General features: G+C 51.6%; 28 protein-coding genes and 1 pseudogene. 4 read left to right on the forward strand and 25 right to left on the reverse strand.

Annotation, left to right across the window (positions count from 1 at the left end):
- Position 1: 1 nt before the first annotated feature.
- Positions 2-1,489 carry an alpha-amylase gene (gene amyA, locus APU11_RS21405; RefSeq protein WP_058650837.1) on the forward strand — a complete coding sequence of 496 codons (1,488 nt, stop codon included), beginning with the start codon at positions 2-4 and terminating at the stop codon, positions 1,487-1,489.
- Positions 1,490-1,563: 74 nt separating this feature from the next.
- Here amyA and yedD read toward each other — a convergent pair whose 3' ends face one another.
- Positions 1,564-1,977: a lipoprotein YedD gene (yedD, locus tag APU11_RS21410; protein WP_013096004.1), complete on the reverse strand. Its 414-nt coding sequence runs from the start codon at positions 1,975-1,977 to the stop codon at positions 1,564-1,566.
- Positions 1,978-2,209: 232 nt separating this feature from the next.
- On the reverse strand, positions 2,210-2,599 hold the full coding sequence (locus APU11_RS21415; RefSeq protein ID WP_058650839.1) for a S24 family peptidase: 390 nt from the start codon (positions 2,597-2,599) through the stop codon (positions 2,210-2,212).
- A 113-nt stretch (positions 2,600-2,712) separates the two neighbouring features.
- On the opposite strand from APU11_RS21415, the gene APU11_RS21420 reads away from it, so the two are divergent.
- Genes APU11_RS21420 through APU11_RS21430 form a run of 3 tightly spaced genes read left to right on the forward strand, consistent with a single transcriptional unit; the run spans position 2,713 to position 5,488 of the window.
- On the forward strand, positions 2,713-3,075 hold the full coding sequence (locus APU11_RS21420) for a GtrA family protein (RefSeq protein WP_058650840.1): 363 nt from the start codon (positions 2,713-2,715) through the stop codon (positions 3,073-3,075).
- Positions 3,072-3,992: a glycosyltransferase family 2 protein gene (locus APU11_RS21425; protein WP_013097703.1), complete on the forward strand. Its 921-nt coding sequence runs from the start codon at positions 3,072-3,074 to the stop codon at positions 3,990-3,992. Before APU11_RS21420 ends, APU11_RS21425 begins: the two co-directional genes overlap by 4 nt.
- Entirely contained in the window at positions 3,989-5,488 is a 1,500-nt protein-coding gene (locus APU11_RS21430; RefSeq protein WP_013097704.1) for a glucosyltransferase domain-containing protein, read from the forward strand. The genes APU11_RS21425 and APU11_RS21430 overlap by 4 nt, the downstream gene beginning before the upstream one ends.
- A gap of 28 nt (positions 5,489-5,516) precedes the next feature.
- Here the strand turns inward: APU11_RS21430 and APU11_RS21435 are convergent, their stop codons facing one another.
- The 23 genes and pseudogenes from APU11_RS21435 to APU11_RS21545 all read right to left on the reverse strand — a co-directional run.
- Positions 5,517-7,490 (reverse strand): glycosyl hydrolase family 28-related protein, encoded by a 1,974-nt coding sequence (locus APU11_RS21435; protein WP_060578717.1) that lies wholly within the window; start codon positions 7,488-7,490, stop codon positions 5,517-5,519.
- 58 nt (positions 7,491-7,548) lie between these two features.
- The gene (locus tag APU11_RS21440; RefSeq protein ID WP_058650848.1) at positions 7,549-10,026 is read right to left on the reverse strand and encodes a host specificity factor TipJ family phage tail protein; all 2,478 of its coding nucleotides are present in this window, start codon (positions 10,024-10,026) and stop codon (positions 7,549-7,551) included.
- Positions 10,013-10,405 carry an NlpC/P60 family protein gene (locus APU11_RS21445; protein ID WP_058650850.1) on the reverse strand — a complete coding sequence of 131 codons (393 nt, stop codon included), beginning with the start codon at positions 10,403-10,405 and terminating at the stop codon, positions 10,013-10,015. Before APU11_RS21445 ends, APU11_RS21440 begins: the two co-directional genes overlap by 14 nt.
- Before the next feature lie 9 nt (positions 10,406-10,414).
- On the reverse strand, positions 10,415-10,885 hold the full coding sequence (locus APU11_RS21450; protein ID WP_058650852.1) for a hypothetical protein: 471 nt from the start codon (positions 10,883-10,885) through the stop codon (positions 10,415-10,417).
- Positions 10,885-11,424, reverse strand: coding sequence for an HNH endonuclease (locus APU11_RS21455; protein ID WP_058650854.1), 540 nt, complete (start codon positions 11,422-11,424; stop codon positions 10,885-10,887). Before APU11_RS21455 ends, APU11_RS21450 begins: the two co-directional genes overlap by 1 nt.
- Positions 11,425-11,543: 119 nt before the next feature.
- Positions 11,544-12,041 (reverse strand): hypothetical protein, encoded by a 498-nt coding sequence (locus tag APU11_RS21460; RefSeq protein WP_058650856.1) that lies wholly within the window; start codon positions 12,039-12,041, stop codon positions 11,544-11,546.
- Positions 12,041-15,010 (reverse strand): hypothetical protein, encoded by a 2,970-nt coding sequence (locus APU11_RS21465; protein ID WP_058650858.1) that lies wholly within the window; start codon positions 15,008-15,010, stop codon positions 12,041-12,043. The genes APU11_RS21460 and APU11_RS21465 overlap by 1 nt, the downstream gene beginning before the upstream one ends.
- Before the next feature lie 27 nt (positions 15,011-15,037).
- Entirely contained in the window at positions 15,038-15,724 is a 687-nt protein-coding gene (locus APU11_RS21470) for a DUF6246 family protein (RefSeq protein WP_045889156.1), read from the reverse strand.
- Between the two features lie 55 nt (positions 15,725-15,779).
- Entirely contained in the window at positions 15,780-16,544 is a 765-nt protein-coding gene (locus APU11_RS21475; RefSeq protein WP_045889157.1) for an immunoglobulin domain-containing protein, read from the reverse strand.
- Between the two features lie 57 nt (positions 16,545-16,601).
- Positions 16,602-16,982 (reverse strand): hypothetical protein, encoded by a 381-nt coding sequence (locus APU11_RS21480; protein ID WP_045889158.1) that lies wholly within the window; start codon positions 16,980-16,982, stop codon positions 16,602-16,604.
- Positions 16,979-17,419, reverse strand: a complete 441-nt coding sequence (locus APU11_RS21485; protein ID WP_045889159.1) for a hypothetical protein — start codon at positions 17,417-17,419, stop codon at positions 16,979-16,981. The genes APU11_RS21480 and APU11_RS21485 overlap by 4 nt, the downstream gene beginning before the upstream one ends.
- A 2-nt stretch (positions 17,420-17,421) precedes the next feature.
- Complete coding sequence (locus tag APU11_RS21490) at positions 17,422-17,778, reverse strand: hypothetical protein (protein ID WP_045889160.1); 357 nt, start codon at positions 17,776-17,778, stop codon at positions 17,422-17,424.
- 151 nt (positions 17,779-17,929) lie between these two features.
- On the reverse strand, positions 17,930-18,100 hold the full coding sequence (locus APU11_RS21495; RefSeq protein WP_045889161.1) for a hypothetical protein: 171 nt from the start codon (positions 18,098-18,100) through the stop codon (positions 17,930-17,932).
- 53 nt (positions 18,101-18,153) lie between these two features.
- A complete protein-coding gene (locus APU11_RS21500) occupies positions 18,154-18,702 on the reverse strand; it encodes an HNH endonuclease (protein WP_023306304.1) in 549 nt (182 codons plus the stop codon).
- A 101-nt stretch (positions 18,703-18,803) separates the two neighbouring features.
- Positions 18,804-19,187: a hypothetical protein gene (locus tag APU11_RS21505; RefSeq protein WP_023306305.1), complete on the reverse strand. Its 384-nt coding sequence runs from the start codon at positions 19,185-19,187 to the stop codon at positions 18,804-18,806.
- A gap of 76 nt (positions 19,188-19,263) precedes the next feature.
- Positions 19,264-19,629, reverse strand: a complete 366-nt coding sequence (locus tag APU11_RS21510; RefSeq protein WP_058650859.1) for a hypothetical protein — start codon at positions 19,627-19,629, stop codon at positions 19,264-19,266.
- A 9-nt stretch (positions 19,630-19,638) separates the two neighbouring features.
- Positions 19,639-20,736 carry a major capsid protein gene (locus APU11_RS21515; RefSeq protein ID WP_058650861.1) on the reverse strand — a complete coding sequence of 366 codons (1,098 nt, stop codon included), beginning with the start codon at positions 20,734-20,736 and terminating at the stop codon, positions 19,639-19,641.
- Positions 20,737-20,746: 10 nt separating this feature from the next.
- Complete coding sequence (locus tag APU11_RS21520; RefSeq protein ID WP_058650863.1) at positions 20,747-21,181, reverse strand: hypothetical protein; 435 nt, start codon at positions 21,179-21,181, stop codon at positions 20,747-20,749.
- 3 nt (positions 21,182-21,184) lie between these two features.
- Complete coding sequence (locus APU11_RS21525) at positions 21,185-22,570, reverse strand: hypothetical protein (RefSeq protein WP_058650865.1); 1,386 nt, start codon at positions 22,568-22,570, stop codon at positions 21,185-21,187.
- A gap of 69 nt (positions 22,571-22,639) precedes the next feature.
- Positions 22,640-23,155 carry a hypothetical protein gene (locus APU11_RS21530; protein WP_058650867.1) on the reverse strand — a complete coding sequence of 172 codons (516 nt, stop codon included), beginning with the start codon at positions 23,153-23,155 and terminating at the stop codon, positions 22,640-22,642.
- 39 nt (positions 23,156-23,194) lie between these two features.
- Positions 23,195-24,178 carry a phage minor head protein gene (locus APU11_RS21535; protein ID WP_170955167.1) on the reverse strand — a complete coding sequence of 328 codons (984 nt, stop codon included), beginning with the start codon at positions 24,176-24,178 and terminating at the stop codon, positions 23,195-23,197.
- Positions 24,132-25,592 carry a phage portal protein gene (locus APU11_RS21540; RefSeq protein ID WP_006808959.1) on the reverse strand — a complete coding sequence of 487 codons (1,461 nt, stop codon included), beginning with the start codon at positions 25,590-25,592 and terminating at the stop codon, positions 24,132-24,134. The genes APU11_RS21535 and APU11_RS21540 overlap by 47 nt, the downstream gene beginning before the upstream one ends.
- Before the next feature lie 11 nt (positions 25,593-25,603).
- Positions 25,604-26,504, reverse strand: a pseudogene (locus APU11_RS21545) (terminase); the annotation flags it as partial.

Raw genomic sequence — 26,504 nt, forward strand, 5'->3', positions numbered from 1 at the left:
GATGAAAAACCCCACCCTGTTACAATGCTTTCACTGGTATTACCCTGCAGGCGGTGAATTGTGGCGAGAGGTCACGGCATTAGCCCCCAATCTTAACGAAATCGGCATCAATATGATCTGGCTGCCGCCAGCCTATAAAGGCGCATCGGGCGGGTACTCGGTCGGGTATGATTCTTACGATCTGTTTGATCTCGGCGAGTTTGACCAGAAAGGCAGTGTTGCCACCAAATACGGTGATAAAGCCCAGCTTCTGGAAGCCATTGATGCGCTCAAAAGCAATAACATCGCGGTGCTGCTGGACGTGGTGGTTAACCACAAAATGGGCGCCGATGAGAAAGAGCACGTTCGCATTCAGCGCGTGAACGAACAGGACCGCACGCAAATCGATGATGAGATCATCGAGTGCGAAGCCTGGACCCGCTACACCTTCCCTGCCCGCGCCGGACAGTATTCGCAGTTCGTCTGGGATTACAAATGCTTTAGCGGCATCGACCACATCGAAAACCCCGATGAGGATGGCATCTTCAAAATCGTCAATGACTACACCGGCGAAGGCTGGAACGATCAGGTCGATGACGAAATGGGTAATTTCGACTATCTGATGGGCGAAAATATCGATTTCCGTAACCATGCCGTGACGGAGGAGATCAAGTACTGGGCGCGCTGGGTCATGGAACAAACCGGCTGCGACGGATTCCGCCTGGATGCGGTCAAACACATCCCCGCCTGGTTCTATAAGGAGTGGATTGAACACGTCCAGGAAGTGGCAACGCAACCGCTGTTTATCGTCGCGGAATACTGGTCGCACGAGGTGGATAAACTGCAGGCCTATATTAATCAGGTCGAGGGTAAAACAATGCTGTTTGATGCCCCCCTGCAGATGAAATTCCACGAGGCCTCGCGTCAGGGGCGGGACTACGACATGAGCCAGATTTTCACCGGCACGCTGGTGGAGGCCGATCCGTTCCATGCGGTGACGCTGGTTGCCAACCATGACACCCAGCCGTTGCAGGCGCTTGAAGCCCCGGTGGAAGCCTGGTTTAAACCGCTGGCGTATGCGCTGATCCTGCTGCGGGAAAATGGCGTGCCGAGCGTGTTTTATCCCGATCTCTTTGGCGCCAGCTATGACGATACCGGGGGAGACGGTGAAACTTACCACATTGATATGCCGGTGATTGAGCAACTGCACGAGCTGATCCTCGCCCGTCAGCGCTTTGCCCACGGCGTGCAGACACTGTTTTTTGACCACCCTAACTGCATCGCATTCAGCCGCAGTGGCACGGAAGAGGATCCCGGCTGCGTGGTGGTGATGTCCAACGGTGATGATGGCGAGAAGGTAATCTGCCTTGGGGAAAACTACGGGAACAAAACCTGGCGTGATTTTCTCGGCAATCGTGAAGAAACGGTCACCACCGCAGCGGATGGCGAAGGGACATTTACCTGCAAAGGCGGAAGCGTGAGCGTGTGGGTGATTGAGGATGCATTGTAGTATTTGAAGAGTGCGGCCAGATGCCCTCACCCCGGCCCTCTCCCACAGGGAGAGGGTGCAAACACCAAAAACAGCTACGGTAGCTTACTTTCCAGCGGATTTTTGCTCAGATAATCGGCACACTCCACCGTTGGGCGATCGACCTTCTGCAGCTCCATGCCATCATACTCCAGCACCGAGCCATCGCGCTCCAGCGGGTAGATATCCAGCTTGCTGGTCACGTTGTAATAGCTGTCTGAACGCAGCATGATTTTACCCGGCACGGCAATCACACGCTGCCATTGACGGCAGTCCAGCGTATCGCCCTCCTCCGTCACCACCAGCGTGGCAATCGCCTCCGGGCTGACCATTTTGCTCTGCGGCCCTTTTGACTGCCAGTATCCCGCCAGATGTGCCGGAACAGGATGTTTAATCACATCCTTGTAGCTATCTACCTGTACGCACCCGGTGAGTGCCAGCAGCGCGCCAGCAATTGCTATTTTTTTCATCATCTTTCCTGCATTCGAAGAAAAAAATATTGTGGCATTAAAGCGCTAAGGCTGCCAGCGAAGATCGTCCAGGTCTTAGACCTGCATCCCCATCATATGAGCATACATTTTTCATAATCGACAAAGATCGTCCAAGAGCGCACTAAATAACAGATGGTTAGAGTCGTCGAAAACGTCAGTCGTCTAAGTTCACCTTAGAGCGAGTGCTGTTTTGTGTCCCATCCATGCCCCATTACATCACTGGGCAGTCGTCGAACTCACCCGATCGCGCATCATTGATGATGTACGTGATGACTCCGAATATCGGCTTGTCGTCGTCTGATATCTCACCAACCTTGCGCAGCCTCTCACGCCTACCGTTCTCCAGATTCTCAAGATAGGGCTCAGGATGAGTTCTGTATCGCTTAAACTTGAATTCTCCATCTACAGCACATACAAGCAACGAACCATCCCTTGGCTGCAATGCAGCATCAACGATTAGCATAGCGCCCTCTATAATTCCTGCGCGCAGGTATGTAGAGCCGGCTATCATCATGTACGTGGCTGAAGGATGCGCGATAAGGCGCTTGTCGAGCGATATGCGTTCTTCAACGTAGTCTGCTGCTGGCGATGGAAACCCCATAATGCACCTCTGATTTTAACTGTACATGCATACAGTATTATCTATTTACGGTGTCGATCAATAGCGTTTGTGGTGCTACACTTCAGACCTTTCCGAATTCACTGATTTCTATAATGTTAAAGTTATTCGCCAGGTACACATCGATAGGTGTAATCAACACCCTCATTCATTGGGTGGTGTTCGCCATATGCATCTACGTATTTCATACAGGTCAGGCGCTTGGTAACCTCGCCGGTTTCATCGTCGCTGTATCGTTTAGCTTCTTCGCAAATGCCAGATTCACCTTTAAGTCATCAACCACGACCCTGCGCTACATGCTGTATGTCGGCTTTATGGGTACGCTTAGCGCTGCGGTTGGCTGGGCGGCAGACAAATCTGGCCTGGCGCCTCTCATCACGTTAATCGTGTTCTCCGCCATCAGTCTGGTGTGCGGTTTCATCTATTCAAAGTTCATTGTCTTTAGGGATGCGAAATGAAAATTTCTCTGGTCGTTCCGGTATTTAATGAAGAGGAAGCTATTCCAATCTTTTATAAAACCGTGCGCGAATTTGAAGATCTTAAACAACATGAAGTGGAAATAGTTTTCATCAACGACGGCAGCAAAGACGCTACAGAATCCATCATTAACGCGATTGCTATCGCTGATCCGCTCGTGGTTCCACTGTCATTCACTCGCAACTTCGGGAAAGAGCCTGCGCTGTTCGCCGGACTTGACCATGCCACCGGTGAGGCCGTTATCCCGATTGACGTTGACCTGCAAGACCCGATAGAAGTCATCCCTCACCTGATTGAGAAGTGGCAAGCCGGTGCAGATATGGTGCTGGCCAAGCGTTCTGACCGCTCCACAGATAGCCGCCTGAAGCGTAAATCAGCTGAATGGTTCTACAAGCTGCACAATAAGATCAGTAACCCGCAGATCGAGGAGAACGTTGGCGATTTCCGACTTATGTCCCGTGAAGTGGTAGAAAATATCAAGCTCATGCCGGAACGAAATTTGTTCATGAAAGGCGTGCTGAGTTGGGTTGGAGGCCGTACGGATGTTGTCGAATACGCTCGAGCAGAGCGCGTGGCAGGGAGCACAAAATTCAACGGCTGGAAGCTCTGGAATCTTGCTTTAGAAGGTATCACCAGCTTCTCAACATTCCCGCTTCGAGTATGGACGTACATAGGTCTTGGCGTGTCTATGTTTGCATTTATCTATGCTGCATGGATGGTTGTAGATAAGCTGATATGGGGGAATCCCGTTCCGGGTTATCCGTCACTCATGACGGCAATTCTTTTCTTGGGCGGCGTTCAGCTCATTGGTATAGGTGTGCTTGGGGAGTATATTGGAAGGATTTATGTAGAGGTCAAGAACAGACCTAAATATCTGTTAAAAAGGAAAACAAAATGACCACCAATAGAATTGGAGTGTTCATTAAAAACAACCGATTGCCAATTTTCGTTGTCTTTTCCATGTGCATTTTATATGTACTACCAATAATCATGGCCGACAGGCTGTACGTTGACGACATGGGTCGGACTACCACTGGGTATTATGGGTGGAAAGGTAATGGTAGGCCTTTTGCAGAAATGATAATGAAGTTTCTATCATTTGGAGGGCTTAACTTAGACATATCCCCCTTACCTCTGCTGCTAGCGTTAGCCTTGTATTCTGTTACTTCCGTGGCATACGTCAGATCTGTCATTCCAAAGAAAGGTATATTGATAACGGTTATCGCATCATTAGGATTCATAGTTAACCCATTTTATCTTGAGAACCTTTCGTATAAGTATGATTCGTTCCCTATGATGATTAGTGTATGTGTTTTATTGCTTGCTTACATTAATATATCGAACATATACGCTAGAGCTACAATAGCGACTATAGCCGTAATTGCTTCTTTGAGCTCATATCAAGCATCTATTGGTCTTTTTGTATCTTTAGCAGTAATAGAATCAGTTAGTTACATAAACAAAGGAATAGATTTAAAATTTGTCTTTTTGAGAATTGTAGAGAGGGGGTTGTGCTTTGGAATAGGTTACTTATTGTATGACAAGGTAATAAAACCAGCGACAGTTCTGGAAAGCAATGGTTATACTTGGCAGCACTCTCAAACAATCCTTTTAAATAAGGAAGGGTTTGATATATTTGCCCGGAACGTACATATCTATCTTGAAAAGATAATGAAATACGCGACCTCCATACCAAGCATTACTATTGCTTTAGTGGCTTTTTTCATAGTTGCCAGCCTCGGCTCAATTTTATTCGGTATTTTTAATAAACAAAAAAACAAACCTATAGCTATAATCTGCTCAATTATGGTTATGGCATCACCGATCATTGTTTTCGCTTTGACATTTATTCATATGTGCCTATTGGTTTACCCAATTGCATCGCCTCGTGTCTTTGTATCATTTTCAGCTTTCATTTTTTTGATGATGGCTATACTTTTCATGCATGATAGATTCAACAGAGCATCACTGGTTCCTGCAATACTATTTATTGCCTTCTCGTATGTTTACTCATTCTCATACGGAAATGCCTTGAAATTTCAGGACGAATATGAAAATTATGTTGCAGTAAACATTGCAAATGATTTATCAACTATCGATCCACTTGGACAATTGAAAATACAGACTAATGGCTATATGGACTATCCTCAGCAGGTTGCCATTGTTTTAAAAAAATACCCTGCCATGAAGGATGCTATCTTGAGATATTTGAACAATGATTGGTACTGGTCATACTTTCAACTAGGTAAATATGGTGTAACCAATGCTAGAGCTGGATTGTCTCAAAAATATGCATCAGATATATCTAGTGGGAAAGCTCTCCTGGTAAGGCGAGACTATTCTTTCCATAAGAGAGACAATATTTTAGTTATAAGTTTCCACGGAAAATACTGATAGAAATGGGGCGAACGCCCCATTTCTTTTAAGCAAATGCACCAAAGTTACGCCACACAGCAGCAGATCCATTGCCAGCAGTGACGCAAATAGCACCAGCGTAGGCTGTTCCAGAGGCTGGAGGTGTCGTAAACCAGCAAATATCGCCTACGGAATAATTAATTGTTGAGGGTATTCCAGCTACCGTTGTAGCAAAGACTTCTTTTCTCCTGTTTCCTCCGAAATTGATAATGCCATGAGTTCTAGCTGATGAGCCCTCGTTAATCATCGAGATATATCCATTAGCCTGTATGTTATCAACCATTACGTTCGTTGCGCTTGCGTTATTGATAACGAACTGAATCTGAGTTGATGACTGTGAGTTTCGAACATTCAGACCAAGAATCTGAATATTGTTACCACCGCTTATTATTTCCACTGCATTATAAGCTGAGCCACCAAATGCAACACTCATGCTTGGGTTTTTTAACTGAATTGCGTTTAGTACAATGTCTGCACAGTTCTCCATAACAAGGCCATGTTTATATAGCTTACCGAAGGCATTACCAGACACAACGCCGCCTCTCACTCCTGTCATCCATAATGCATAATCAGGGAAGGACTGCGGGTTGGTGCTTGCCGCGTCCGAGGCTATAGTATTGCCTATCAATACAAAATTATCATAGTCAGTATTTGATGATGTAGCGGTATTGTCGATTTTAATCATCACTGATAATGATCCACCACAGCGGAATATGTCATTGCAGGACATGATGCTCCCTCTACCGAAGTGGCCCAGGAAGAATTGGAAGCACCCATTGTCGCATTTGTTATTTTTAATGCTGATATCACCGGCATAATTATCCGCTAACACACCTTGGGCAGTGTTGGTTACAAGTTTTATGCACACAGAATCCGCAAGACTAGTATCGGTAGCTGATCCAAATCCGCCACATGAGTGGAATCTATTGTCGTCTATAACGTGACCACGGAATTGCTGACCAGGCACGTAGTTAAGAGTTATTGGGAAAGCGACATGCGAATAACCATTAAGCCGCTGAGTAAGGTTTCTACCATACCCAACCACACCGTTCTTCAGGCAAAAGAATGTACAGCCGTGCACAGTGCTATCGATGTCTGCAAGCGTGCCCGTTGACGGCTGGAACTTCACGCCGGTACATGTTTCTGTAGCACCAAAGTTAACTGCGGCTTCGAAACCTTCAAAAAGAAGGCCTTCAATACGACAACCACTTCTTGTGAATGTCATCAATGTTGTATTGGCGGCCGCAGCTTTAATTTTAGTTGTGGATGCGCCGTAAGGGTATTCACCTGCACCTTTGATAACCAAAGACGTATTGTTAATAGTTAAACCGGTAGTAAGGTACGTCCCCGCCGGGATACGGACGCTTGTCCTGGTTCCATTAGTATTTAAAAGGGAAAAGAAACCGTTAAGAGCTGCCGTCGAATCAGTAGCGCCTGTCGGATCTACCCCGGCGATCGCACCAACGCTCAACTCCTCATCTAATCTCTTTTTAACCGTATAGGCGCGATAATGGCCGATTGCATTCTGAACAGTCGTTGCATTTCCATCTGAGTCCAGCGCGCCGATCATTCCCGCGCCCGCAGATGTAGCTAGCATTGCTCGCAGGCTCGCATCACCAATACCTACCCACGCGCCTACGCCAACCCCGCCGGAAGATGATGGCGTAGAGCCGGCATCCACATGCTTCGGCAGCGCGCCGTCCCAACGATAATATTCGCCGGTATCTTCGTCACGTAGCGCCTGGTTTGGCAGGGTGATATTAGCGCCGTCCTGGAAGGAGTCAATGAGGATCCATCCATACTGAGCAATAGCCTGTTGAGCCAGCCAGCGCAGCCCCTCGATGGTGTAATGCTCGTTACCAAACCGGTCAACATAGGTGTTAACCAATGAGGTAACGAACTCGTCAATTTTTCCCGCGTTAAACTTCAGATCGCGAGGGGATTCACTTGGGACAGGCAAATTGGTAGGTTGCGTAGCCATATTGATTCCATAAAAAAACCCGGCGCGGTGGCCGGGTTAGGTTGGTCGGGGACGGTTCTTATTGGTAGATGGCGTCGCTGTATTCCGCGACGGTCAGAGATACCGTGTTATCTGTGTTCGGTTTGATGCTGTTGACCGTCCATAGCTGACTGTCCAGCTCCTCCACTGTCGCAATGAGATAGCGCGACGGGAGCTGCACAGTGTCTCCGTTCCATATGTTGAGCTGAATGTTGGGGATAGCCGCGGTGAAGCCGTACTTCGTGTCGCTACGGGCGGTGGCTGGATAACGCAGAGTGGGATTGCCAAGACTGTCGGTTACCAAGACAAACATATCCCCGGAAAAGGTGATCGGTTCGCTGGTATCAAAGTCATTCCCGGTGCGGCCTGTTATGTAACCCTGCTGCTGGTTGCTGTCGTAGATGTCCGGCATCTGAATGACGCTGCCAACCTGGATAATGCCGTCTTCGAACACTTTGGCATTCATCTTCACCCTGGAGTAGATCAGGCGCTTGGTTTCGCGCAGAGCTCGCTCCCGGGCCTGATACTCATTACGGAAGCCGACGATCTCCAGCTTGTTCGGGTTCTCAGCTTCCTGCTCGACGATAGCGCCGTTCACCACGCGGTAGTTGATGTACGTCTTGTTGTTTGTTGTCGGGTGGACGTATGACACCTGCACGCCGTCATAACCGCCTGGCAGCGTGGACTCGTACGTTATTTTGTACTCGTCCGTCTTCATGTTGGCCCGGTTGAATACTGCAGCCGGGTAATCCACTTTCTGGTCACGGGTAAACGTCAGCACGCCGTCATCCCAGTACGCCACAACCGACGCCGCATTGCAGATCGCCTGCACGCGGTCGCCCAGCGAGTCGTTCTCGTCATCAAACGTGTAGTCGAAGTAACCCAGGCGCTCATCAGGCAGGCTTTCAGCAATCGAGTACAGGCCGTACAGGTCAATGCTGCTTACCGGCTGCTCACCCATGATGAGCCAGGTGTGCGCCACTGCATCAGCGAACAAGCGCGACGGACGCAGCGTGTAATCCACCGTCTGCGTGTCCAGGTCGTACGTGATGGTGTGCCGCGTCACCAGAGCGTTATATTTACGCTCTCGGCTGCCAAGGGCGTTCTCTGTCGCCCTCACCTTCACACGTACCAGCGTGTCGGTCGGGTGAACGACGTTTGTCCTGATATTGATGCTGTGGATCTCTTCGACCTTCAACAGGCTTGCATCACTGGAGTTATCTGTGCGCTGGAAGCTGACCGCGTACTTTCCGAATCCCCCGGAAGGTGTGATTTTGTCAGTGCGGTAGAACACCTCACTTGTGGAATCATGCGGGGTCGTCTGCCGGTATGTGAAAGTCTGCTGCGTACCTGGCACCTGGTTGTAATCGTCGTCGATTTTCCAGAGGACGACCTTCCAGTTAGTTTCCTTATTTCCGCCCAGGCTGGACTGTGTATGCAGCCAAAGCTGAGTTGACTCAACCGGGGAGAAGAACGGTCCGACGATCAGAGCCTCGTTGTCATTGAGAATGAACTTCGTGGTGTTGATGGTCGCTGTCGCAGGTATGTCCTGCGGTTCCTGCAGGTCGCTCATCGTAAACGTGTACCAGCGCACCGGGTTAACCACAGCGCCGTCGTTCGTTTCAACGGCGGAGATCAGGGTTCCGGAGAATGTCGCATCGGTAGTAACGCTGCCTGATGCAGTGCTGTATGTCACGTTGATGGTGAAGGTCACAGCGTGCGGCAGAACCAAGCCCATAAAATAGTCAAACTCAGCTTGTTTCACGATTTTCATCGCTATCTGGCCGCCGGAATACGTTCCGCTGACGACGGTATTTGCCGTCGCCGTCTCTATCGGAAAATCACCCGCTTCGTTCTGCCCTGGTACTTCCTGCCCGTCGACGTCATCGAACCCGTAGCCCTCAACGATCTGCGGAATAACTTCGCCTGGCTGGAAGAACTGGAATTCGGCACCAGCCAGTGAGCCGAGGCTTGATTCTGAGTAGCGCACAGACTCGTAATCGTATTTGCCGATCCCGATGCACATCCATTCCGTGACGTACTTCAGGCCGCCGTCGGTGGACGTCTGGTGCACGTATTCGAATACTGACTCCTGAATCAGATCCGGGAACGAACGAATCTGGCCGTATATGTCTGGCTTGGCCTTATACACACGCGCGGTGTTTGTCTGACCGGTCAGACTATTGTTTGGTGAGTCGACGGTATTTCCGCCGTTGTTTGCGATAGCTGGCTTCGGCGCCAGGAACGAAAACACCTGGCCCACCACTTTAAAGATCGGGCTCAGAATGTCGCCGACAATGCCCTTCGGCTGGTCGAATATCTGGATGTGGTCCAGTTCGCTAAGCTCAAACGACAGCTCGTCATCGTCGCCCAACTTCACGCCATTGCGGACGATCAGCAGGTCGCGGTGGAAAGTAGCGTCATTGGCCGCCAGCCAGTCATAAAAAAGGGTGCCATTTGGCACCCTGTAGCGTTCTTTTGGCGTTCCCGGGAAACGCTGGAGTTCAATCAACGCCATACGAAAAATACTCCACCTTTGTAAATGCCCGCTGAATGACCAGCAACGAGTCCATGCGTACGCTTCCGTTCTCGCCGCGCGAGTGCAGCGCCATCCGGTTCAGCACCAGGCCAACGTGTGCCGGTTGCGCTCCGCGGTACCCGACGAATATTCCGCCCTCAACTGGCTTGTCGACCTGGTGCCAGAAAACCACGTCTCCCTGATAGCAGGTGAAGAAGTCCTCACCGGCTTCGTAGTCGGGCGTCTGATGCAGTTCTATGCCGATGACATGGCGGTAATACAGCACCACCAGCCCCCAGCAATCCACCTTCTCGAACGAACAGGCCCGGTTAGCCCACGGTACTCCGATAACCCGCCGGATAAATTCATCTTTAGTCATGCGGATTCCTTATAGGTACTGGAGTCCAGTGTATTCGCGGGGATCGTATAATTTTCCAATATTATTATTGAGCGGGTTGGTCACAGACAGAGTGACCGATGCGGCGTCGGCATCAATATCTACCGTCTTGACGTATAACTGCCAGGACTTAATCGGCACAGACACGTCTCCGCTGTCGAATATCTGCCGCGTGGCCGTGATGGCTGTCAGCCTGGTCGCCCCCCTCCACTCCTTCATCAGCGCTTTGATGTCCGACGACAGCCGTCCTAATTTCACCGTCGCGTCGATCACCGGCGTGCCGCTTTGCTGGCTCTCTTCGATTTCAAATCGCGCTGGCTTGTACGTCTGGCCGCCAAGTGTCTTCGGGAAGAACTGCTTATCGACAAGGCGGACGTAGCCAAATGATGGGTGATAGAACGTGATGGTGTCGTACAGTCCGCGCGTCGGACGTTGCTGCTTATATTGGCGAAAAGATGGCATCAGGGGATCCTTCCATGATTTTTATGGTAACCCATGTTTACCTCTGCTATTACCCTGGCATTGAAGGCGTCAATAATGGAATCGAAGTACCCAAGATGTTTTTCAACACAATTCATCCAGATTACTGATTTCCATTTTGATTTTCTTGTATTCCAAGATACGCCAGATATCCCGCTGGTATTATTGATATTTAATTTCATGTTTTTGGCATTTGTCTGCCGCGAGACCACTCTTAAATTTTCGTACCTATTGTCGGTTCTGATCCCATTGATATGGTCCACTTCGTCAGTAGGCATCACGCCTGTCTCCAAGGCTATAACTATTCTGTGGTTTAGAATCTCCTTGCCACTAATAGCAATTCTGAAATAACCGCGATTATTTGCTCTTCCAGCTTTTTTCCCGGCAAACTGCCCATTGAAAGTTTGCTGACCTTTTAAGCTGTTGAAATGGTGAATAGGTCGAGCTTTCCAGAATAGCTCCCCTGTATTTTTGTTATAGTCAAAACACTCAGAAAGATATTGAGGAGTAATAAAGTTCATATAAACCTCGTAGAAGGTTTCGTAGATGGATGGTTGCGCCAGAGCGGTCTACGTTCCGCCTTTTCGGGAGCTACCCTAGGCGCTTATTAATTATACCATTTGCAACTTATGGATGAAAATCAAACAACTCGAGGCAGACTTTCCGGATCGCGTCCGTCCGGATAGCCAGTCACCACGATATCAAGCACTGAAGGCCACGGCGGCGGCAGCTCAACAATGATGTCGTCAAACTCGTCGTCAGCGTTGTACAGATGGTTGGCAATAACGGTTCCTGTCCATGTCACCACCCCGCCGTCGATACTGGTTTGCACCGGCATCTGCGTGAAGTGAAGCTCCTGCAACTGGAGGCCACTGCCGCCCAGATTGATGTTCATCCGGAACCAGTTCAGGCCTCGGTTGAGATAGTTCGGGCTGCGTAGCCACTGCTGGAAAGTGCGTTCCTGCGCCAGAGTGAAGATCCACGTCAGTGACCAGGTCACTTTCAGGTCGTCGGTTTGATTCTCGAAGATAGCCGGGCCGACCGCTGGCTGATCGGCCTGAAACCCGGTATCGAGAGTCATGTTTTTGCTGGCCTTCTGCGCCAGCGGCAGCCAGTCGGGATAGTCGATAATTGGCATCAGCCCTGACCCCTTGGCGTGCGTTTGGCAGTAGTATTTCCTGTGATTGCCTGACTCATAATGCCCCCATTGTTCATATCGGCAACGAACGCCTCGACAGTCAGAGTATTTCCAGCTTGCGTGGCTCTGGCGTCATACATATGCTGTCCTGATGACATATCATTGAATATGACGCTAACCTGAATTCCACCGCCTCCGGCAGTCATGTCCTTATTGCTGATCACCCTGCCATTGTCGCCCGGTATCATGTACTGCTTACCGGTGCTGGCCTGGTAAATCTCCGGCATTCCGCCTTCGCCGACCTGGTACATGCTGCCAGCAGATACAGGTCCACCGTTCTTCCTTGCGCCAGCAACCGCCAGCGTCTTCGACAACCCTACGGTTGAAGCTATCCCGGCCATTGCGGGAACAGAGTTCGCACCGAATGATGCCAGACTCGCAAGGGCAGCTGCTGGAGCCCAGGCCGAAGCGAGAATCGCCGCCTGAGATGCTCCAGCAGCAGTAGCTGCTGCGCCCAATGTCTGACCGATAATGAAGTTTTTGAGAGCCTCAACTCCAACCTGGACTAGCGCATTGACCACGCTATTCAGCATCGTGTTACCGAGTGAGCGCATAGCATCCTGCGCTGACATCGTTCCGGTGATCAGCCCGGTTAACGCATTAGATGCATTACCTGAAAACGCATCCACCGCGCTTGTCAGCATTTCATAACCAAGACCTTGTTGACTGAGCAATTGCCACTGAGCGGCTGTCATCTGCTCATTGAACTGGTTTTCCTGCGCAGTCTTTAAGGCAAGGTACTGGGCATCGGTAGCTGCCTTTGCAGCAACGAACTGATCGTAATTTATTTTCCCTTTTTGGTAACTTTGCTGGAGTATCGCCTGTTCCTGCTGCTGATATTGCTGCATCAGGGCTAACTTCTGGTTATTTTCGTTCACCAGTTGCTGTACCGGGTCAACTTCGGCTCGGGCAGAAGCTACCGGATTGACTGTGGCCTGGGCGTTAATCTTGGCGAGGTTATTCTGGTGCTCGAGCGCCATTTTCTCCGTGGCAGCGTTATACTCCTTGAGATCTATTTTCCCAGCGTTCAGTGCGGCCTTCAGATTTTGCATGGATTCGGCGTAGGATTTATTCTCCGCCTGCAAAGGCATTGCCTTAAGTGCTTCTGTTACCCCTTTTGCTGCTGCTGATGCATCCCATGCTTTTGCTGCATATTCACCGGCCTTTTTGATTTGCTCCTGGGTTGCAGAATTACCCAGTGACTGCTGAGCACGTAATATGGCCTGCTCTCTGCTTAGCTCCTCCGTTGAATCAGCTGCCAATTCTGATTGCTGTTTCAGGTTCGCCAGCTTCTGAGCTATAGACTCAGCCTGGGAGGCCCCCTTCTTCTGCTCGGACTGGAGAGTCTTCTGCGCCTGCGTGTTTTTATACGTAGCGGCAGCGTCATCCTCCATCTGTTTGGCGTGCGGATCATCCTTAGCGAATCCGGCATCTTCGGCAGCATATTGAGCCTGCAACCGTGCGCGAGCCTCACCCTGGAGCTTCGATAGTGCCAGGTTACGCTCAGACTGTTTGATCAGGTTCTTCTGTCCGGCGGTAAGGTTATCCGTGGAATTATTCAGGCTGTCTACGTTGATCTTCGCGTTGGCTGCCTCTCTTGCCAGATCAACAAGCTTACCTGCCAGTTCAGCAATAGCTGACTGCCCATCTTTGGATGAGGACTGCATTTCCTGGAGTTTTTTCGCCAGTTCCTGAAGTGCTTCCGGAGACGGGTTATTGCTCAGATCTGATAGTTCTCTTGCCAGATCAAACGCTGATTGCTTGCTGATGCCGAGGCGTGATGAAAGGGTGCTCACCGTTGCAGAAAGCGAGTTAACAATACCTGAGGCATATTGTCCCTGGCTGTTGGCCTGTTGAATGGCCTGACTCCAGTCAGTGGTGGTTACGCCAAGAGCTGACAGCTCATCGTTGAATTTCTTGATGCTTGGCGAAGCACCGCCCACCGCCGCCAGTGCGCGATCACCTAAAGTGATGAAAGCATCAGACGCGTCACTAATGGCCTTCGGAATCTTTGAGATGGCCTGGTTATACTCGAGCAGCGCCTGATTTCTCAGCAAAGTAGCTACGTCGGCATTTACGCGCGCCAGGGCGGCATATTTGTCTGAAAGTGCGGCCACACCTTGCGATGAAATGGTGATCACCTTATCCATCGCTTCAGCTGCGTCTTTCAGCGCATCCATGGCGTTCTTACCGCCATTCAGCGAAGTAATCAGCACGCCTGCCAGTACCGAACCAAGCGCGATTATGGCGCCAACCACCGCGCCGCCAGGTCCGAATGCGCCAGCTAGTTGCGAGCCCTGTTGAGCAAACGCCACCAGCGCAGACTGCCCGCCCTGCACCTGTACGATGAAGTCCTGAACCTGGTACCCGGCCTGCTGCATGCTGGTTTTCCAGTTTCCAGTGCCCTTCGCGCCATTTTCAACGCCAGTCTTCATGTCATACAGGCGACCAGTAAGCTCGCCGATCTTCTGTTTTTCTTCGTCGGTGGCTTTCGACCCTGCACGCAACTGTGCAGCCAGGACTGCGGCACTACGCGCGCCATTCTCCTGCGCTTCGTCCAGCACAGCCAACTGGTTACCCAGCGCCTCGATGATGGATTCGGCACGGCTGAATTCACTGCTAGCACCGCCGGTACCGCTGCGGGCCTCTTCCATTGCGCGGGCGATTCCGCTCACGTTGGTGTTCAGCTTGCGCAGCTGGTTGTCCATGGAGTTGGCGTAACCAGCAAGCTCAGTAAACGCGGACCCTGTTTGAGACGTGCTGTTATCAAGCCCATCGAGTTCTTGGCCAGTCTTTTTTGATGAACTGTCTATCTGACTCAGCGCGTTCTGCACATCCTTGGCACCGTCAAGAAGTTGAGCGGTATCCAATGCGATGGTGATATCAATACCACCTAAATTTTCCGACATTGCTGTTCTCCATGGATATGTTAGCTACTACTTCATTGACCGTTCTTGCTGTTCGCGCATCATTTTTTCTTGCCAGCGACGCTCGTCATCATCCATTACTGCGTCGTATTCCTCTCGAGTCAGCCCTTTCTGGTCTGGATATTTCGCGTTCAGAAGCAGCGCAAACTCCGTCATCGTCAGGTGCGCGGCATCTTCACGCGTCATTTCGAAATGAGTGCGGGCAGCATTGATATACTCAATGGCGTTGAATGCTGTTGTTGTCGAGTTGGTTTCATGCCGCTGCAACTTCCTGACCTTGGCTTTACCTATAACGCCATGGGACATTAGGTGTTGGGCGATGACAATAATGTCATTACGGCTTAGCGCGCCGGGCCGGTAAACTATGTATCTTGACCACCCTTTCCACTCCCCTATGATCGGGGTTAAATCATCTTCACAGCACGCCTGAACCACCTGCATGGAAACAGAAAGGATCTTTTCAGCCATGCGATAAAGTTGTGGTGATAGCCACTCAGGAAGACGCCCAAGATTAGAAGCGCATGCTGCAATCAGGTTTTGCACATCACTGCCATGGATGGTTGCGTATGCCGCAACGATCTCTTCCGGCGAACCGATTCTGGTCATTGCAGCGAATGATGGCCTTAGAAGGTACTCTTTCTCGCCATCCTTTCGGCTTGAAAGGACAACCTCACCAATGTCTGTTAACGGGATCATGCTCTTGCCTTAATGATTATTATCAAGGGCAGCACGCTGCCCTTTGGAATAGCCATTAGCTGACAGTGACAGCGCAGGCGTTTGAAGTGATTTTTACTGGCGTGCCAGCAGAGTCGGTAACTTCACAGGTATATGAACCAGCATCACCCGAGACTGCGCTCGCCTTGTTGAACGTCGCTGTAGTCTGACCGCTCACTGCTGAGCCATCTTTTTTCCAGACATACGTATACGGAGCTGTACCGCCTGTAACAGCTACGCTGATGTTGAGCGCCGATCCAGTCGCAACGGTTTTCGTTGAAGGAAGGTTGGTTGTGAAGGCGAGCGCATCTCCAGCGATCTCAAACACAACCGTGTCGGCATCGTAGACTTTCCACTCACCGGAGAAAGTTGAAATATCACTGGTTCCGAAGTCACCTGACCACGAGGTGGTGTTGAAATACCCCATGATATAAGTGCCAGCGTCTTCCCCGGCAAAATCAAAACGAACCCAGACGGTTGGCTGACGGCCAGCCTGCACTTCATCGAAAATGTATTTCGACATGTGGATCGCGCCAATCTCTACAGACTTATCGTTCTTGCGGAACTCGCCGTCACCGGAGACTGTAAAGTCCATGTTGTTGACCAGGTTTTCAACCAGACCCTTTGAATCATCAGCCTCAGAGCTGACTGTATTCATTGAGTAATCGAAACCTTTCGTGGTCATCGCGCCGAGACGCTTCCATTCAGAAAGCGATGGCACTGCGTCGGGGCAGCCAAAGGCCATGCGTAGCACAGCTACTTTCCCGATCAGCTTGCCAAAATCATTAGCACAGCCTTGCATGTGTACCTCTCAAATAAAAAAGGCCACCGGATGGCAGCCTGATGGTTGTGGATAGGGTTATTCGCCGTATACGCAGCGGAAGCGCAGCGAAAATACCGCCCGCCCCTCTGCTGTTAGCATTGGTTGAGGCATACCGTAGGACTCGATGTATCCGATGCAGGGGTCCGCAATAGGATTAGCCTGTACGTAATCAATAATGCTCATAGCTGCGGTATTCGCTTTGCGGTCCTCATTAATGGCACTGATCACATCCAGTTGAACCATGTATGTTCCACCTTCATCCTGACGGAGTATGCCCCCTCCAGCTGGCTTAAAGACCATGAATGCCTCAGACTTATTGCCACTGTCATCCCAGAAAAAACTCTGACAGGTAAAGGCCGTCGTAAGTCCGGCAGAAACCAGCATTGAACGTACTCGGTCGGCCATTGGTGGGGTCATTTCTTCATGCCTTTTGCAATAATTTCAGGGATTCGTGGCTTAACCTGTTCAAAAGCTTTTTTCAGGAATTGCGGCTCGCCCCCAGGCCCCCAATAAACGCCTTGCTCTGTCCCACCACCAAACTGCTTGCCTGATCTGGTGGTGCCGAAGTGCGCCCTTGGTTGGCCCTTCAACTTGCCTGGTGCATCATGAACATAGGCTGCATACGAGGCTGAAAACCCAACCTTTGCCGTAATTCGATTGCCGCTTGAATCAAAATCGATAAACCGAGAGTTAACGAGGGTTGATGTGTCTATTGGCGTTATCACAGCAGCTGACTCAAGAACCTGTTCGGATGCCAGGTACAAAGCCCGGATGATGCGTACGCTTTTAACGTCACCAATCATGCGGTTCAACTTAGCAATGGTCTGATCGATACCTTTAACTTTGATACCCATGGCTAGATGCCTGTCAAAATTGCATAGTCATCCGCTAGTCGCTCGAACGTGTCGGCGTAGCGGATAACCTGCCGCACCTCGTCGGCACCAGCGACAACCGGGTCCGCTTCGGTCGATTCGCCAATCAGCAGATAATCACCGGCGGACGCCAGCGCGAACTCTGTCCAGACGGTGTTCTTAACGACGATTTCAGCGCCAAGGCTGCCGATACGCTTTGACAAACCGCCTTCGTAATCGCACATGATTACTTCAGGTGCGGCGTACCCATTAACTGGATCGCCGTATTCGTCGGTCACACCGTTCTGTTTGCGCCAGACGGTTGCAGTGGCTGTATAGCTCCACGAAGCAATGCTCGACATCAGCCCTCCTTCCAGCGCAGGACAACCGTTACGTTTCCTCCCTGGCCTTTAAGTTGCTCACTGCGCTTAATGGCGGTCGGTGGGATGCAAGAGTCCATAACGACTTCGCCAACACGATAAAGTCTGCTGTTTTTCAGTAACCCGCCTCGCTTCATTCTTTCCACCTCATCACCTTGGCGCCAGTCGCCCGGATGCGCGGGCAGTTGATATGCCACTCGCCGTCCGATTTCACGTAGCCGGTAGTCTCCCGCCCGGTATCGGTCATCACCCAGACGCGGGTGAATGAGCGTGGCAGGCCGTGCTTAACTGATTTCCAGTTCATGAATTGCGCCCAATAAAAAACCGCCCGGAGGCGGTTGGTCGTTTGAAGTCTTGTTATCTGCCATGGTTTCGGTGATAACCGAACCTCACCTCTGCTGATTTTCTTGCCGCAGCGGCATCAAGAAGGTTATCGAATGAGCCAAGAGACACATCCTCTCCTTCATCGCCAATGGTGCTTTTCCAGGTTCCATATCGCTTATCCCACCTAACGCCGATAATCCCAGATGAATTTGACGAAGGAGTTTTACGATTTCTGGCATTACCCTCAGCATCGACGAGACGCAGATTGGATATCCTGTTATCCCGCTTATCACCGTTAATGTGGTCGATAAAGATTTCTGGGTGCTCATTGTAGTGAATCGCCCAGACAACACGATGAAGCCTGTAGCATCGCTTATTAAGCTTGAATACCAGGTATCCCCTGCGATTCTGAACCCCTACAACAGTGCCAGCATAGCGAGTGTTCCAAATTTTAGAATCTCGCTCGCTTTTGAAATGCTCTAAAGCGCGGGGCTTCCATTTAACAACGCCAGTAAGTGCATCGTAATCAAGCAGCTTTCGCAGGTAGTCCACAGGAAGATTTTTTTCTGTGCAGATATCCATGTAACCCTCGTAGCAAGGTCGCGTAGATTGAGGTTGCGGCAACAGAGTCTACGATCTCTGCTTTCGGTGATCAGCCTAGCCGCGTGGATATTTTATCAGCACTAACACCCACCAACAACGAGAAACAACCCTACTTTCTGACCGACATCAATGGGTAATCCTGATGTACAGCCAGACGTATCCAGCGCCAGCAGCGCGTCACGCATGTTGAGCACGCTCTCGCCGTAGTCAAACGAGCGAGAGGCACCGGACGGAGCGCCCTGCGACTTAATCCGCTGCGTGTACGCCGTCAGAGCCATCAAGGTGACTGCGTACACTTGGATGAGCATCAGATCGCAATCGTCGTAACCGGCGGCAATCAGGCAGGGTTCTATCTTCGCCAGCTTGCACAGGTAGGCGTCGATCATGAAGTCAGGAACGGTGGTATAGCCAAGCGCAGACAACTGCTGTTTAACCTGCGCCGCCGTTATCTGCACTACAGCCATGTTTTATACCCTCCTGAGTAACCCAATTCACCGAGGAACGCCTGCACGTCTGCCGCTGTGATTGGGTCAGCCATGGTTATTTCGCCTTCTTGATTGCTTCCGCCAGTGCTGCTTCGGCATCGTCGGCGCGTTTTGTTTCTACTGCCAGTGCGTCAGCATGAGCCTTGTCTTTAGCTTCACCATCGGCGATTAGCTTTTGGTTCTGCTCCAGTGCGTCGGCGAGTTGCTTTTGAATGGCCGTCAGATCTGTCGCAGGAGCTGAAGGAGTAGCCACTTCGAAGGTAAGCTTCTCGCCTTTCTTCTTGTCGGTCTCCTTCGCCTTGCCAGTGCTGATCCAGCGCTCAGCTGTTGCATCGTCCACATCCACCACTGAACCAACCTCCAGCTTGCGGAGGTTGGCACCGGCGTGCAGGTTGCTTGCCACGATTTCTACCAGTGCCATGATTTATCCTTAGCTTGATGCGTGAATTACGGAGTATTTGTTGTTGATGTCCTGCTTGACCATCAACCCCATTGCACCCCAGGTGCGCCAGATGTAGTCGCTGTTGTACTCAGGACGCGGAGATGCAACGGTACCGATAGCCTGGCCGACGATTGGAGCAATGACGCCAGCAGACAGCGGAACGATGACGATTTCGTTACCTGACAGTTGGCTGTCTTCTTTAATCGCCGCAACGCCGGTCAGCTTCAGGATTTCATCCATGATCGTTCCGGACTGGAAGTTGTCGGAGAAGTAGCGTTCCAGGTTGGAGATGATTTCTCCGGATACGTACCAGGTTTGCTCTGCATACTGGTTGTTTACGCGACGCATCTGATCACGCAGTGCGATTGCCCCGGCGCGGATAGCCTGAGACGTTGCGGTACCAGAGGTGAAGTCGATGTTAAGGCCGGAAGCGCCAAGGTCGATCTGCGCTACACGCTCATCGTCACGCAGCCCTTTCCAGGTCAGGCCGTCGAATACTGCGAAGTTGCCAGCCTTATCGCGGAAGCCGTTGAAGATGTAGTCAACGTAACGACGCTGAACGTCTTCAACCGAACCACGCTGCGCATCAGCCTGCGACTGCAATGCCTGCGGGCTGTTGAAGATTGGATCACGCCATTCGAACTTAAAGCCCGAGTCGTGGATAGGCACCATGGTGCCATCGAAGGAATAGCTACGAGCATCGAGTGCCGCGCCGACCTGTCCGGACATGGAAGTGTGAGCCCAGCCGCGTCCACCGGTACGAGCGTAGTCGTAACGAGACTGTTCGATTCGAACGGAGCGAGAAAGCGGCATTAGATCGTTCAGCAGAGTGAACTCGGTATTCGGCTCGAACTGCTGAAGAACAGTTGTGTCGAAAGCGCGATACAGGCGACGAATATCGTCAACTGCGTTCACCGCATCAAGATAAGGAGCGTTTTCTGCATCGCCACGGAACTGAGTGCGCGCCAGAAAATCAGCTGCTGCCTGAGCACTGGCGTTTCGCTCAAGTTCGAGAGCGCGCCATTGCGCCTGGTTTACCGCGAGGTTACCGGTCTTCTCGCCGATAGACTTGGAGAATACAAACATTCAGTGCTCCTTATTTGAACACAACGCGAATCAGATCGCCCGCCACCGCAGTGACTGCTTTATCTTCTTCGACATAAGCGAATACGGCGGCATCATCTACAACCGCAGTGATCTGACCGTTGGCTACTGCAACCGGCTGGCCTTTGGTGTAAGTGCCCGCTGCTGCTCGCACATTTAGGAACATGCCAGGCAGCGGATGAATACCAACAACCAATTCATTGGCTGGGATTGCGTCATCAACACTCAGGCAGCGCAGGTAGTATTTGTTTGCCACATACTTGATGGCGGATTCTGCCCCGACCACAGAGGCCGTGAACTTGTCAGCAGTACTGAAGAAGCCAACAGTACCAGGCAGAGTCGATGCAGCCGCCCCGCCTTCGCGGTTAAGCAGCGGATTAGGGAACACGCCGCCGGCGTGGATAATATGCTTTCCGTCTTTAGCCATTTTTTACTCCGGCATTTCGCTGACTGATTGGGTGTTAGTAGCCTGGCGGAACGCACCGTTCAGGCCGAAGGAGGTCTGGCACTTGGCATACATGGCGTCGAGTGCCTTGCCGTCCAGATCTGCGACTTCTTCATCGCTCATGTTCATCGCCAACTTCACAGCCGCGCGCTTTTCGCCTTTCTCTTTGTCGGCGTTCGCGTTCAGGCTGTTGAAAACGACGTCCACGCGATCGGCGAGTGTTTTCGCCCACGCTGGCATCTCTTCGTTATTGGTGGCCTGCTCTTTTTTCTTGGGCTTACCGGTTTCCGGGTCGATTTCTTCATCGCCTTTTTTCTTGGCGGTGGCTTCTTCGGCCTTCATCTGGTTGTATGCGTCCATCAGCTCGGCGTCGGACTTGCCTTCAGTCGGCTTACCAGCGGCTTGCAGCGCATTGATAATCAGTTCTTTCATCGGATCGTTCTCTCCGTTGGTTTTAATCTCGTACTCAGTGGGTTTGCGCACGACTTCTACAGGTTCGCCGACGAACACGGCCTTGCCGTCGTCATCGATGAGGTACTTTTGCTTCAGGTATTTGGTGTCATTGCGGTAGATAAAGCTGTCCGGCCACACCGTTTCAGGCCAAAGCCACTTATCTTCGGTATCACCCTCGCGCAGCTTGTCGCTGATAGCGCGGGAGATATCGTCGAATGAGAAGTTAGAGGCGTTGGTGAAGAAAAATTTTGTCTTGTTGAGCAGGCCGTCTCGGGTGCAGTCGATGCCATCAGCCAGGCGGGCAACTTCAATCTGCTGCTCATCACCTTCTGAGTTAACGAAAATGCCCACGCCCTCTTCCGGCGTACCGGCGCCAGGCTCATCGAGCAGCACCGCCACATGGTCAAACATCATGTTGGTGGCGATCTCGTTGTACTTCTTGCCCTTCGATTCGCCGTTGGCGGCGACACCGGAATAGAGCAGTCCTGTGGAGATGTGAATCGGGTCAGAGTTGGTGCCGGCCAGCATCTCATCCAGGCGGTTGATCAGGCGCTTGCCCTTGTCGCTCGACTCGGCGTACTGGCGGTTAACGTACATGTCGCCCATCACCTTCCCGTCTTTGTGGCTGACGTTCTGTAGCCAGGCCCCGACGTGATACTCGTTCACCGCCCGGACATCGCGCGCCGATACATGCTTGCCGTCCACTTTCGGGTGGCCCAGCGGCATCGGGTTACACTCGAGCGTGTTGTAGGCCTTTTCGATTTCTGCTGCCGGGTACAACTTCCGGTTCATCACGATATCGTCCACGACAGGCGTGATGCCGCGAACCACGATGTGTGGCTTTCCGTCGATGGTTTCAGTGGTGATGTTTGAAGCGGAGTTGACGACGGTCAGCACGTTAACGCGGTTGCGTTTCATGCTGGGTCCTCGTTATTGGATATCTGGCAATAAAAAAGGCCGCCGTAGCGACCTTCAGGGGTTCTGAGGTTATTTAAATTTAAGTTCTTTTTCAGCGTCCAAGACAATGGCATCAATAAGTTGCTGGGTCGCAATCGTCATATCATTGTATGCCACAAAATCTGGGTAACCCTCTTCGTAAACACTATGATCGGAATCAGCGTCCTGCTTGAAGAAATTATTGAGCAAATCACTTGTATTATTGCTTAGAGAGATTGGTGCGAGCACATAAAACCGATGGAGTTGCGCTTTTATTTGATGGAATGTATTCCAATCAACAGACCCTTTCGGCGGCGGCCTATCATACATACCAGCATTGTATTCAGCCTCGTAAAAATCTGAGGCATGGGAATAAATTGCTTTGATTTCAAATAATTTATCAATTAATTGATTGTACGCAGCATGTTTCTTCTCCCACCATTTTTCTTTGTAAAATCGATTCAGAGCGAAAAATGCAGTAAATCCTGCTGCCACAACCCCAGTGGTGATTGGAACAACCAGAGATAAAAAGAATGAACCGACTTCTGCCGGAGTTACACTGCTCATTGCTCACCTTTAAGCAACTTTATCATTTACATGATGATATCACTCCGACTCGGATTTCCAAGCTTTCCTCTCTTTCTTCAGCTTATCAGCCAGCCCTTCGTTGAAGATGCTGCCGTCGTCGTTGAGCAGCACTGGAATCTGGCTGCAGTAGCAGTTGTACCGGTTGCCGTTCTCGGCGTAGAAGTCTCGCACCTCTTCCGTGGTGTAGACCTTACCGTGACGGCTGGCATGCCAGGTTCGCGTAGTTGGCTTGAGCGCTGACAGCCACAGCAATCCGGTATTCAGCCCCAGCCGGTCAGCGGCCCAGTCCGTTTCATTCCATTGTGCCTGCCGCAGTGCGCCGACCTGCTCAGTCTGAGCGATGTTCTTTGCCTTCGACATCGACACATCGAGGCGCTTGCTGATGACGCTGGCCGTCTCGCGAGGATTCACCCCGCGCGCTACCGCATCGGTGATGATGTTGGCCAGGTCGCCACGGGCAGTGTCGCTGATTACCTTCCAGTCACTGAACGTTGTCAGTCTTGCCGCCGCTATCTGGTTCAGGTAGCCGAGGCTGCTTAAAAGCTGCTGGATCGTCGTCTGACTGGCGTACGCCTGCGACTGCACCGCCAGGTTGGTGAAGGCGTTTAGCGTGCCGCGGTCATATTCTGCAATGACGTAGTCCATCGCCCACAGGTTCTGACTGCCGCCTTCAAGAAGCTCATCATCCAGAATCGACTGCACCACCTGGAGCAGGTCGGCCAGTTCAGCAGCTGTCATGTCATAGATGAACTTACCGGCATTGACCTGATACAGCGAAGGCTCTGCACCTTCGTTGTTGCACATCATCCATGACCACTGTGCGTTCGCCTCTCGCTGCTGTCCTGTCAGCCTTTGGTCAAAGAGTGCCTTCAGCCTGCGCTTAATGTTCAGATACCGATCTTCGATAACGTTGAACATCCGACTGACCTGCCGCGATGATTGCGTCGGGTCAGCTTTATTGCGCGGTACGATTGGCGTCCCGATTCTGGTTTGCGCTGTCATCATCATCTGTCAGCGGATCCTTATCGGTTTGCTTTACATCAGGGTTAGGTGGCGACACAACCTTGCGAGGCTCCAGCTCACCGACTGCGCGGATTTCGTTTTCATCCACCGCCGGAGTGCCGTATGCCTGCTGTGTGTCTTTCGCCACGACGGCCATTGCCTGCATGTTGGCAATCTTCTCTTTTTCGCTCGGCGCGAGCAGATCAGACCATGCCAGCGTGACCTCTCCTGATGATGGCGGGTCAATTACTCCTACGGTCCAAAAGCGCTCAAGCACGCTCTCGATCACCGTCGACTGGAATCCCCAGCGGCGGCCGTTACAGCGCTTCGCCCAGTCTGTTTTGTCCTCATCGGAAGCAAGTCGCCCCGTCTGCTGACCAAACAGTATGGTGAACGGGCACTGGATCGAAGATGCAAACTCGTTGGCTGCCACTGTCCAAGTCGGGGATGGGTCTGCCGCCGCAACGGAGAGAACAGACGGCGTGCCGGCCTGCATAACCAGGGCCGCATCCGTGCCACGGTTCATCTTGGCGACTTTGTCGTTAAGCGCCTCGCCCAGGTCTTTGTAGCCAGATTCTATGGCTTGCTTTGACAGGTTCGCAATGTTGGTTTCTTTGTCGAACGCAATCCCGAGCTGGCGACTTGCATTCTTCAGGAAACCTTCGGCACTACCACCAGATACCTTTTCGAGGTCGAGAAGTTTGTTGTAACCAGCGCGCAGGAAAGGCACGCCAGAGAGCATGTTCTCGTCTTCTGAGCCTTCGCAGAGAATGATGATTCTCTCTGGGTGCACGGTAACGCCGCGCACCGGGCCATACGTGCCATCATCACCAACTGGCTGCTCGTTGAAGTTGTACGAGACTGGCTGGCCGTACGTTTCTGAAAGCGTGTCGGTATCGAAGTTGCCTGGCTTGATCTGCGATTCCCACGCGGGGATTAGCTTAACGATAGGTCCGCTACCGATATTTCGCAGGGATTTAACCTTCGCCCGATCTACCGGCTCATGCCATTCCCTGCCGTCGCGGAACTGAATGAGCAATGCCGAGTACCGGCCAACAAGATTGCGGCGATCCGCATCCTTAATTTTCGGCCAGTGCTTCTTCAGCAGCTTAGTGGCTGACTTTTCCCAGTCCGTTGTCTCGGTTGACTCCTTTCCGCCGTCGCCGTCGATGATCGTCGGGTTATCAACCCAGCACGAATCGAGAAGCTTATGGACTGCGGCAAACGCCACCGCGTTGCGCTCGTAGGCCCGGTAGTAGCGGTCGAACTCGAGACTGTTTGGATAGCCAAACTCATCCCACAACTTCGTGCGTTTGGTATTTCCCGGCTGGCCTGCGTACAGCATGCGCTGCCGCCCGATAGCATCAGCAAGGGCATTAACGAGGAATGAAACCTCGCTTTGTTGTTCACTCACTGATGAGCTCCTTAGAAGAATACTGCGCCGACCTGCTTGTGATTGTTCTTCGCTACTGCAAAGTAACGGAAGCCGTCAGCACCGTGTGATGTGAAGTCATGAAGCGGTTTATCTTTCCAGCACCCGCGCTTGTCGTCCCACTCCTTGCGGTAGCCCTCGAGGTGAGATATGCCCTCGGCACACTTCTCCTCATCGAATACACAGGACGGAAGGATTTCGCGCACCGACTCAATGCCAGTGTCTATTCCCACTCTCGGAACCACCTGAAACGTCATGCTGTAAACCTGCCCGTCGATTTCATACCCTTCACGGGCAAGTTCTCTGCGGGATTTGGCGTCAGCACCGAATTCACGGTTATCGATGTCGTGCGGGCCCCAGTGCTCACCGTACTCATAACCCCTATCCTTCAGCACCTTCATGTAGTGCCTCAGGCCCTCACCGGAGTTTTCGTAGTAGTCGATGATGTGGAACTCATTGCCTACCTCGCGAACGAACCAGATCGCCGTTGAGTCTCCCACACCGATATCCCAGAACGTGTGGACCGGCAGGTGTGAGTTATCAGGGATTTGGCCGATCCGCTTGTTGGTGTAGAGCCAGCGGAATTGCTTGGCGTAGTACGCGCCCTCGACCGACTGCTGGAACGCCTCAGCCGGAATGGTCGGGTATTCGCGCTTCATGTCATCGCCGAGTGTTTTCTCTTTGGCGTAATACCATGCTTTCTGGCGCTCATTGACAACTACGCCGTGCTTCGCTTCCATCTCAGCGAAGTATTCAATCAGGCGCACCGGCAGAGACTCTACCGGGTCGATTGCGTACTGCGGGTTCTTCCACCAGGAGAAGAAGAAAAACTTCCAGTCCAGCGCGGATAAGGGTTTGCCCTGTAGCAACGCTGTCTCTGCCGTCTGGCAGTAA

The organism is Enterobacter sp. 50793107, assembly GCF_001463365.1.
In the GTDB taxonomy this organism is placed as follows: Bacteria; Pseudomonadota; Gammaproteobacteria; order Enterobacterales; family Enterobacteriaceae; genus Enterobacter; species Enterobacter cloacae.

Coding starts and splice junctions, on each gene's coding strand:
- amyA (WP_058650837.1), top strand. CDS start 2: ATGAAAAACCCCACCCTGTTACAATGCTTTCACTGGTATTACCCTGCA.
- yedD (WP_013096004.1), bottom strand. CDS start 1,977: ATGAAAAAAATAGCAATTGCTGGCGCGCTGCTGGCACTCACCGGGTGC.
- APU11_RS21415 (WP_058650839.1), bottom strand. CDS start 2,599: ATGGGGTTTCCATCGCCAGCAGCAGACTACGTTGAAGAACGCATATCG.
- APU11_RS21420 (WP_058650840.1), top strand. CDS start 2,713: ATGTTAAAGTTATTCGCCAGGTACACATCGATAGGTGTAATCAACACC.
- APU11_RS21425 (WP_013097703.1), top strand. CDS start 3,072: ATGAAAATTTCTCTGGTCGTTCCGGTATTTAATGAAGAGGAAGCTATT.
- APU11_RS21430 (WP_013097704.1), top strand. CDS start 3,989: ATGACCACCAATAGAATTGGAGTGTTCATTAAAAACAACCGATTGCCA.
- APU11_RS21435 (WP_060578717.1), bottom strand. CDS start 7,490: ATGGCTACGCAACCTACCAATTTGCCTGTCCCAAGTGAATCCCCTCGC.
- APU11_RS21440 (WP_058650848.1), bottom strand. CDS start 10,026: ATGGCGTTGATTGAACTCCAGCGTTTCCCGGGAACGCCAAAAGAACGC.
- APU11_RS21445 (WP_058650850.1), bottom strand. CDS start 10,405: ATGACTAAAGATGAATTTATCCGGCGGGTTATCGGAGTACCGTGGGCT.
- APU11_RS21450 (WP_058650852.1), bottom strand. CDS start 10,885: ATGCCATCTTTTCGCCAATATAAGCAGCAACGTCCGACGCGCGGACTG.
- APU11_RS21455 (WP_058650854.1), bottom strand. CDS start 11,424: ATGAACTTTATTACTCCTCAATATCTTTCTGAGTGTTTTGACTATAAC.
- APU11_RS21460 (WP_058650856.1), bottom strand. CDS start 12,041: ATGCCAATTATCGACTATCCCGACTGGCTGCCGCTGGCGCAGAAGGCC.
- APU11_RS21465 (WP_058650858.1), bottom strand. CDS start 15,010: ATGTCGGAAAATTTAGGTGGTATTGATATCACCATCGCATTGGATACC.
- APU11_RS21470 (WP_045889156.1), bottom strand. CDS start 15,724: ATGATCCCGTTAACAGACATTGGTGAGGTTGTCCTTTCAAGCCGAAAG.
- APU11_RS21475 (WP_045889157.1), bottom strand. CDS start 16,544: ATGCAAGGCTGTGCTAATGATTTTGGCAAGCTGATCGGGAAAGTAGCT.
- APU11_RS21480 (WP_045889158.1), bottom strand. CDS start 16,982: ATGACCCCACCAATGGCCGACCGAGTACGTTCAATGCTGGTTTCTGCC.
- APU11_RS21485 (WP_045889159.1), bottom strand. CDS start 17,419: ATGGGTATCAAAGTTAAAGGTATCGATCAGACCATTGCTAAGTTGAAC.
- APU11_RS21490 (WP_045889160.1), bottom strand. CDS start 17,778: ATGTCGAGCATTGCTTCGTGGAGCTATACAGCCACTGCAACCGTCTGG.
- APU11_RS21495 (WP_045889161.1), bottom strand. CDS start 18,100: ATGAACTGGAAATCAGTTAAGCACGGCCTGCCACGCTCATTCACCCGC.
- APU11_RS21500 (WP_023306304.1), bottom strand. CDS start 18,702: ATGGATATCTGCACAGAAAAAAATCTTCCTGTGGACTACCTGCGAAAG.
- APU11_RS21505 (WP_023306305.1), bottom strand. CDS start 19,187: ATGGCTGTAGTGCAGATAACGGCGGCGCAGGTTAAACAGCAGTTGTCT.
- APU11_RS21510 (WP_058650859.1), bottom strand. CDS start 19,629: ATGGCACTGGTAGAAATCGTGGCAAGCAACCTGCACGCCGGTGCCAAC.
- APU11_RS21515 (WP_058650861.1), bottom strand. CDS start 20,736: ATGTTTGTATTCTCCAAGTCTATCGGCGAGAAGACCGGTAACCTCGCG.
- APU11_RS21520 (WP_058650863.1), bottom strand. CDS start 21,181: ATGGCTAAAGACGGAAAGCATATTATCCACGCCGGCGGCGTGTTCCCT.
- APU11_RS21525 (WP_058650865.1), bottom strand. CDS start 22,570: ATGAAACGCAACCGCGTTAACGTGCTGACCGTCGTCAACTCCGCTTCA.
- APU11_RS21530 (WP_058650867.1), bottom strand. CDS start 23,155: ATGAGCAGTGTAACTCCGGCAGAAGTCGGTTCATTCTTTTTATCTCTG.
- APU11_RS21535 (WP_170955167.1), bottom strand. CDS start 24,178: ATGACAGCGCAAACCAGAATCGGGACGCCAATCGTACCGCGCAATAAA.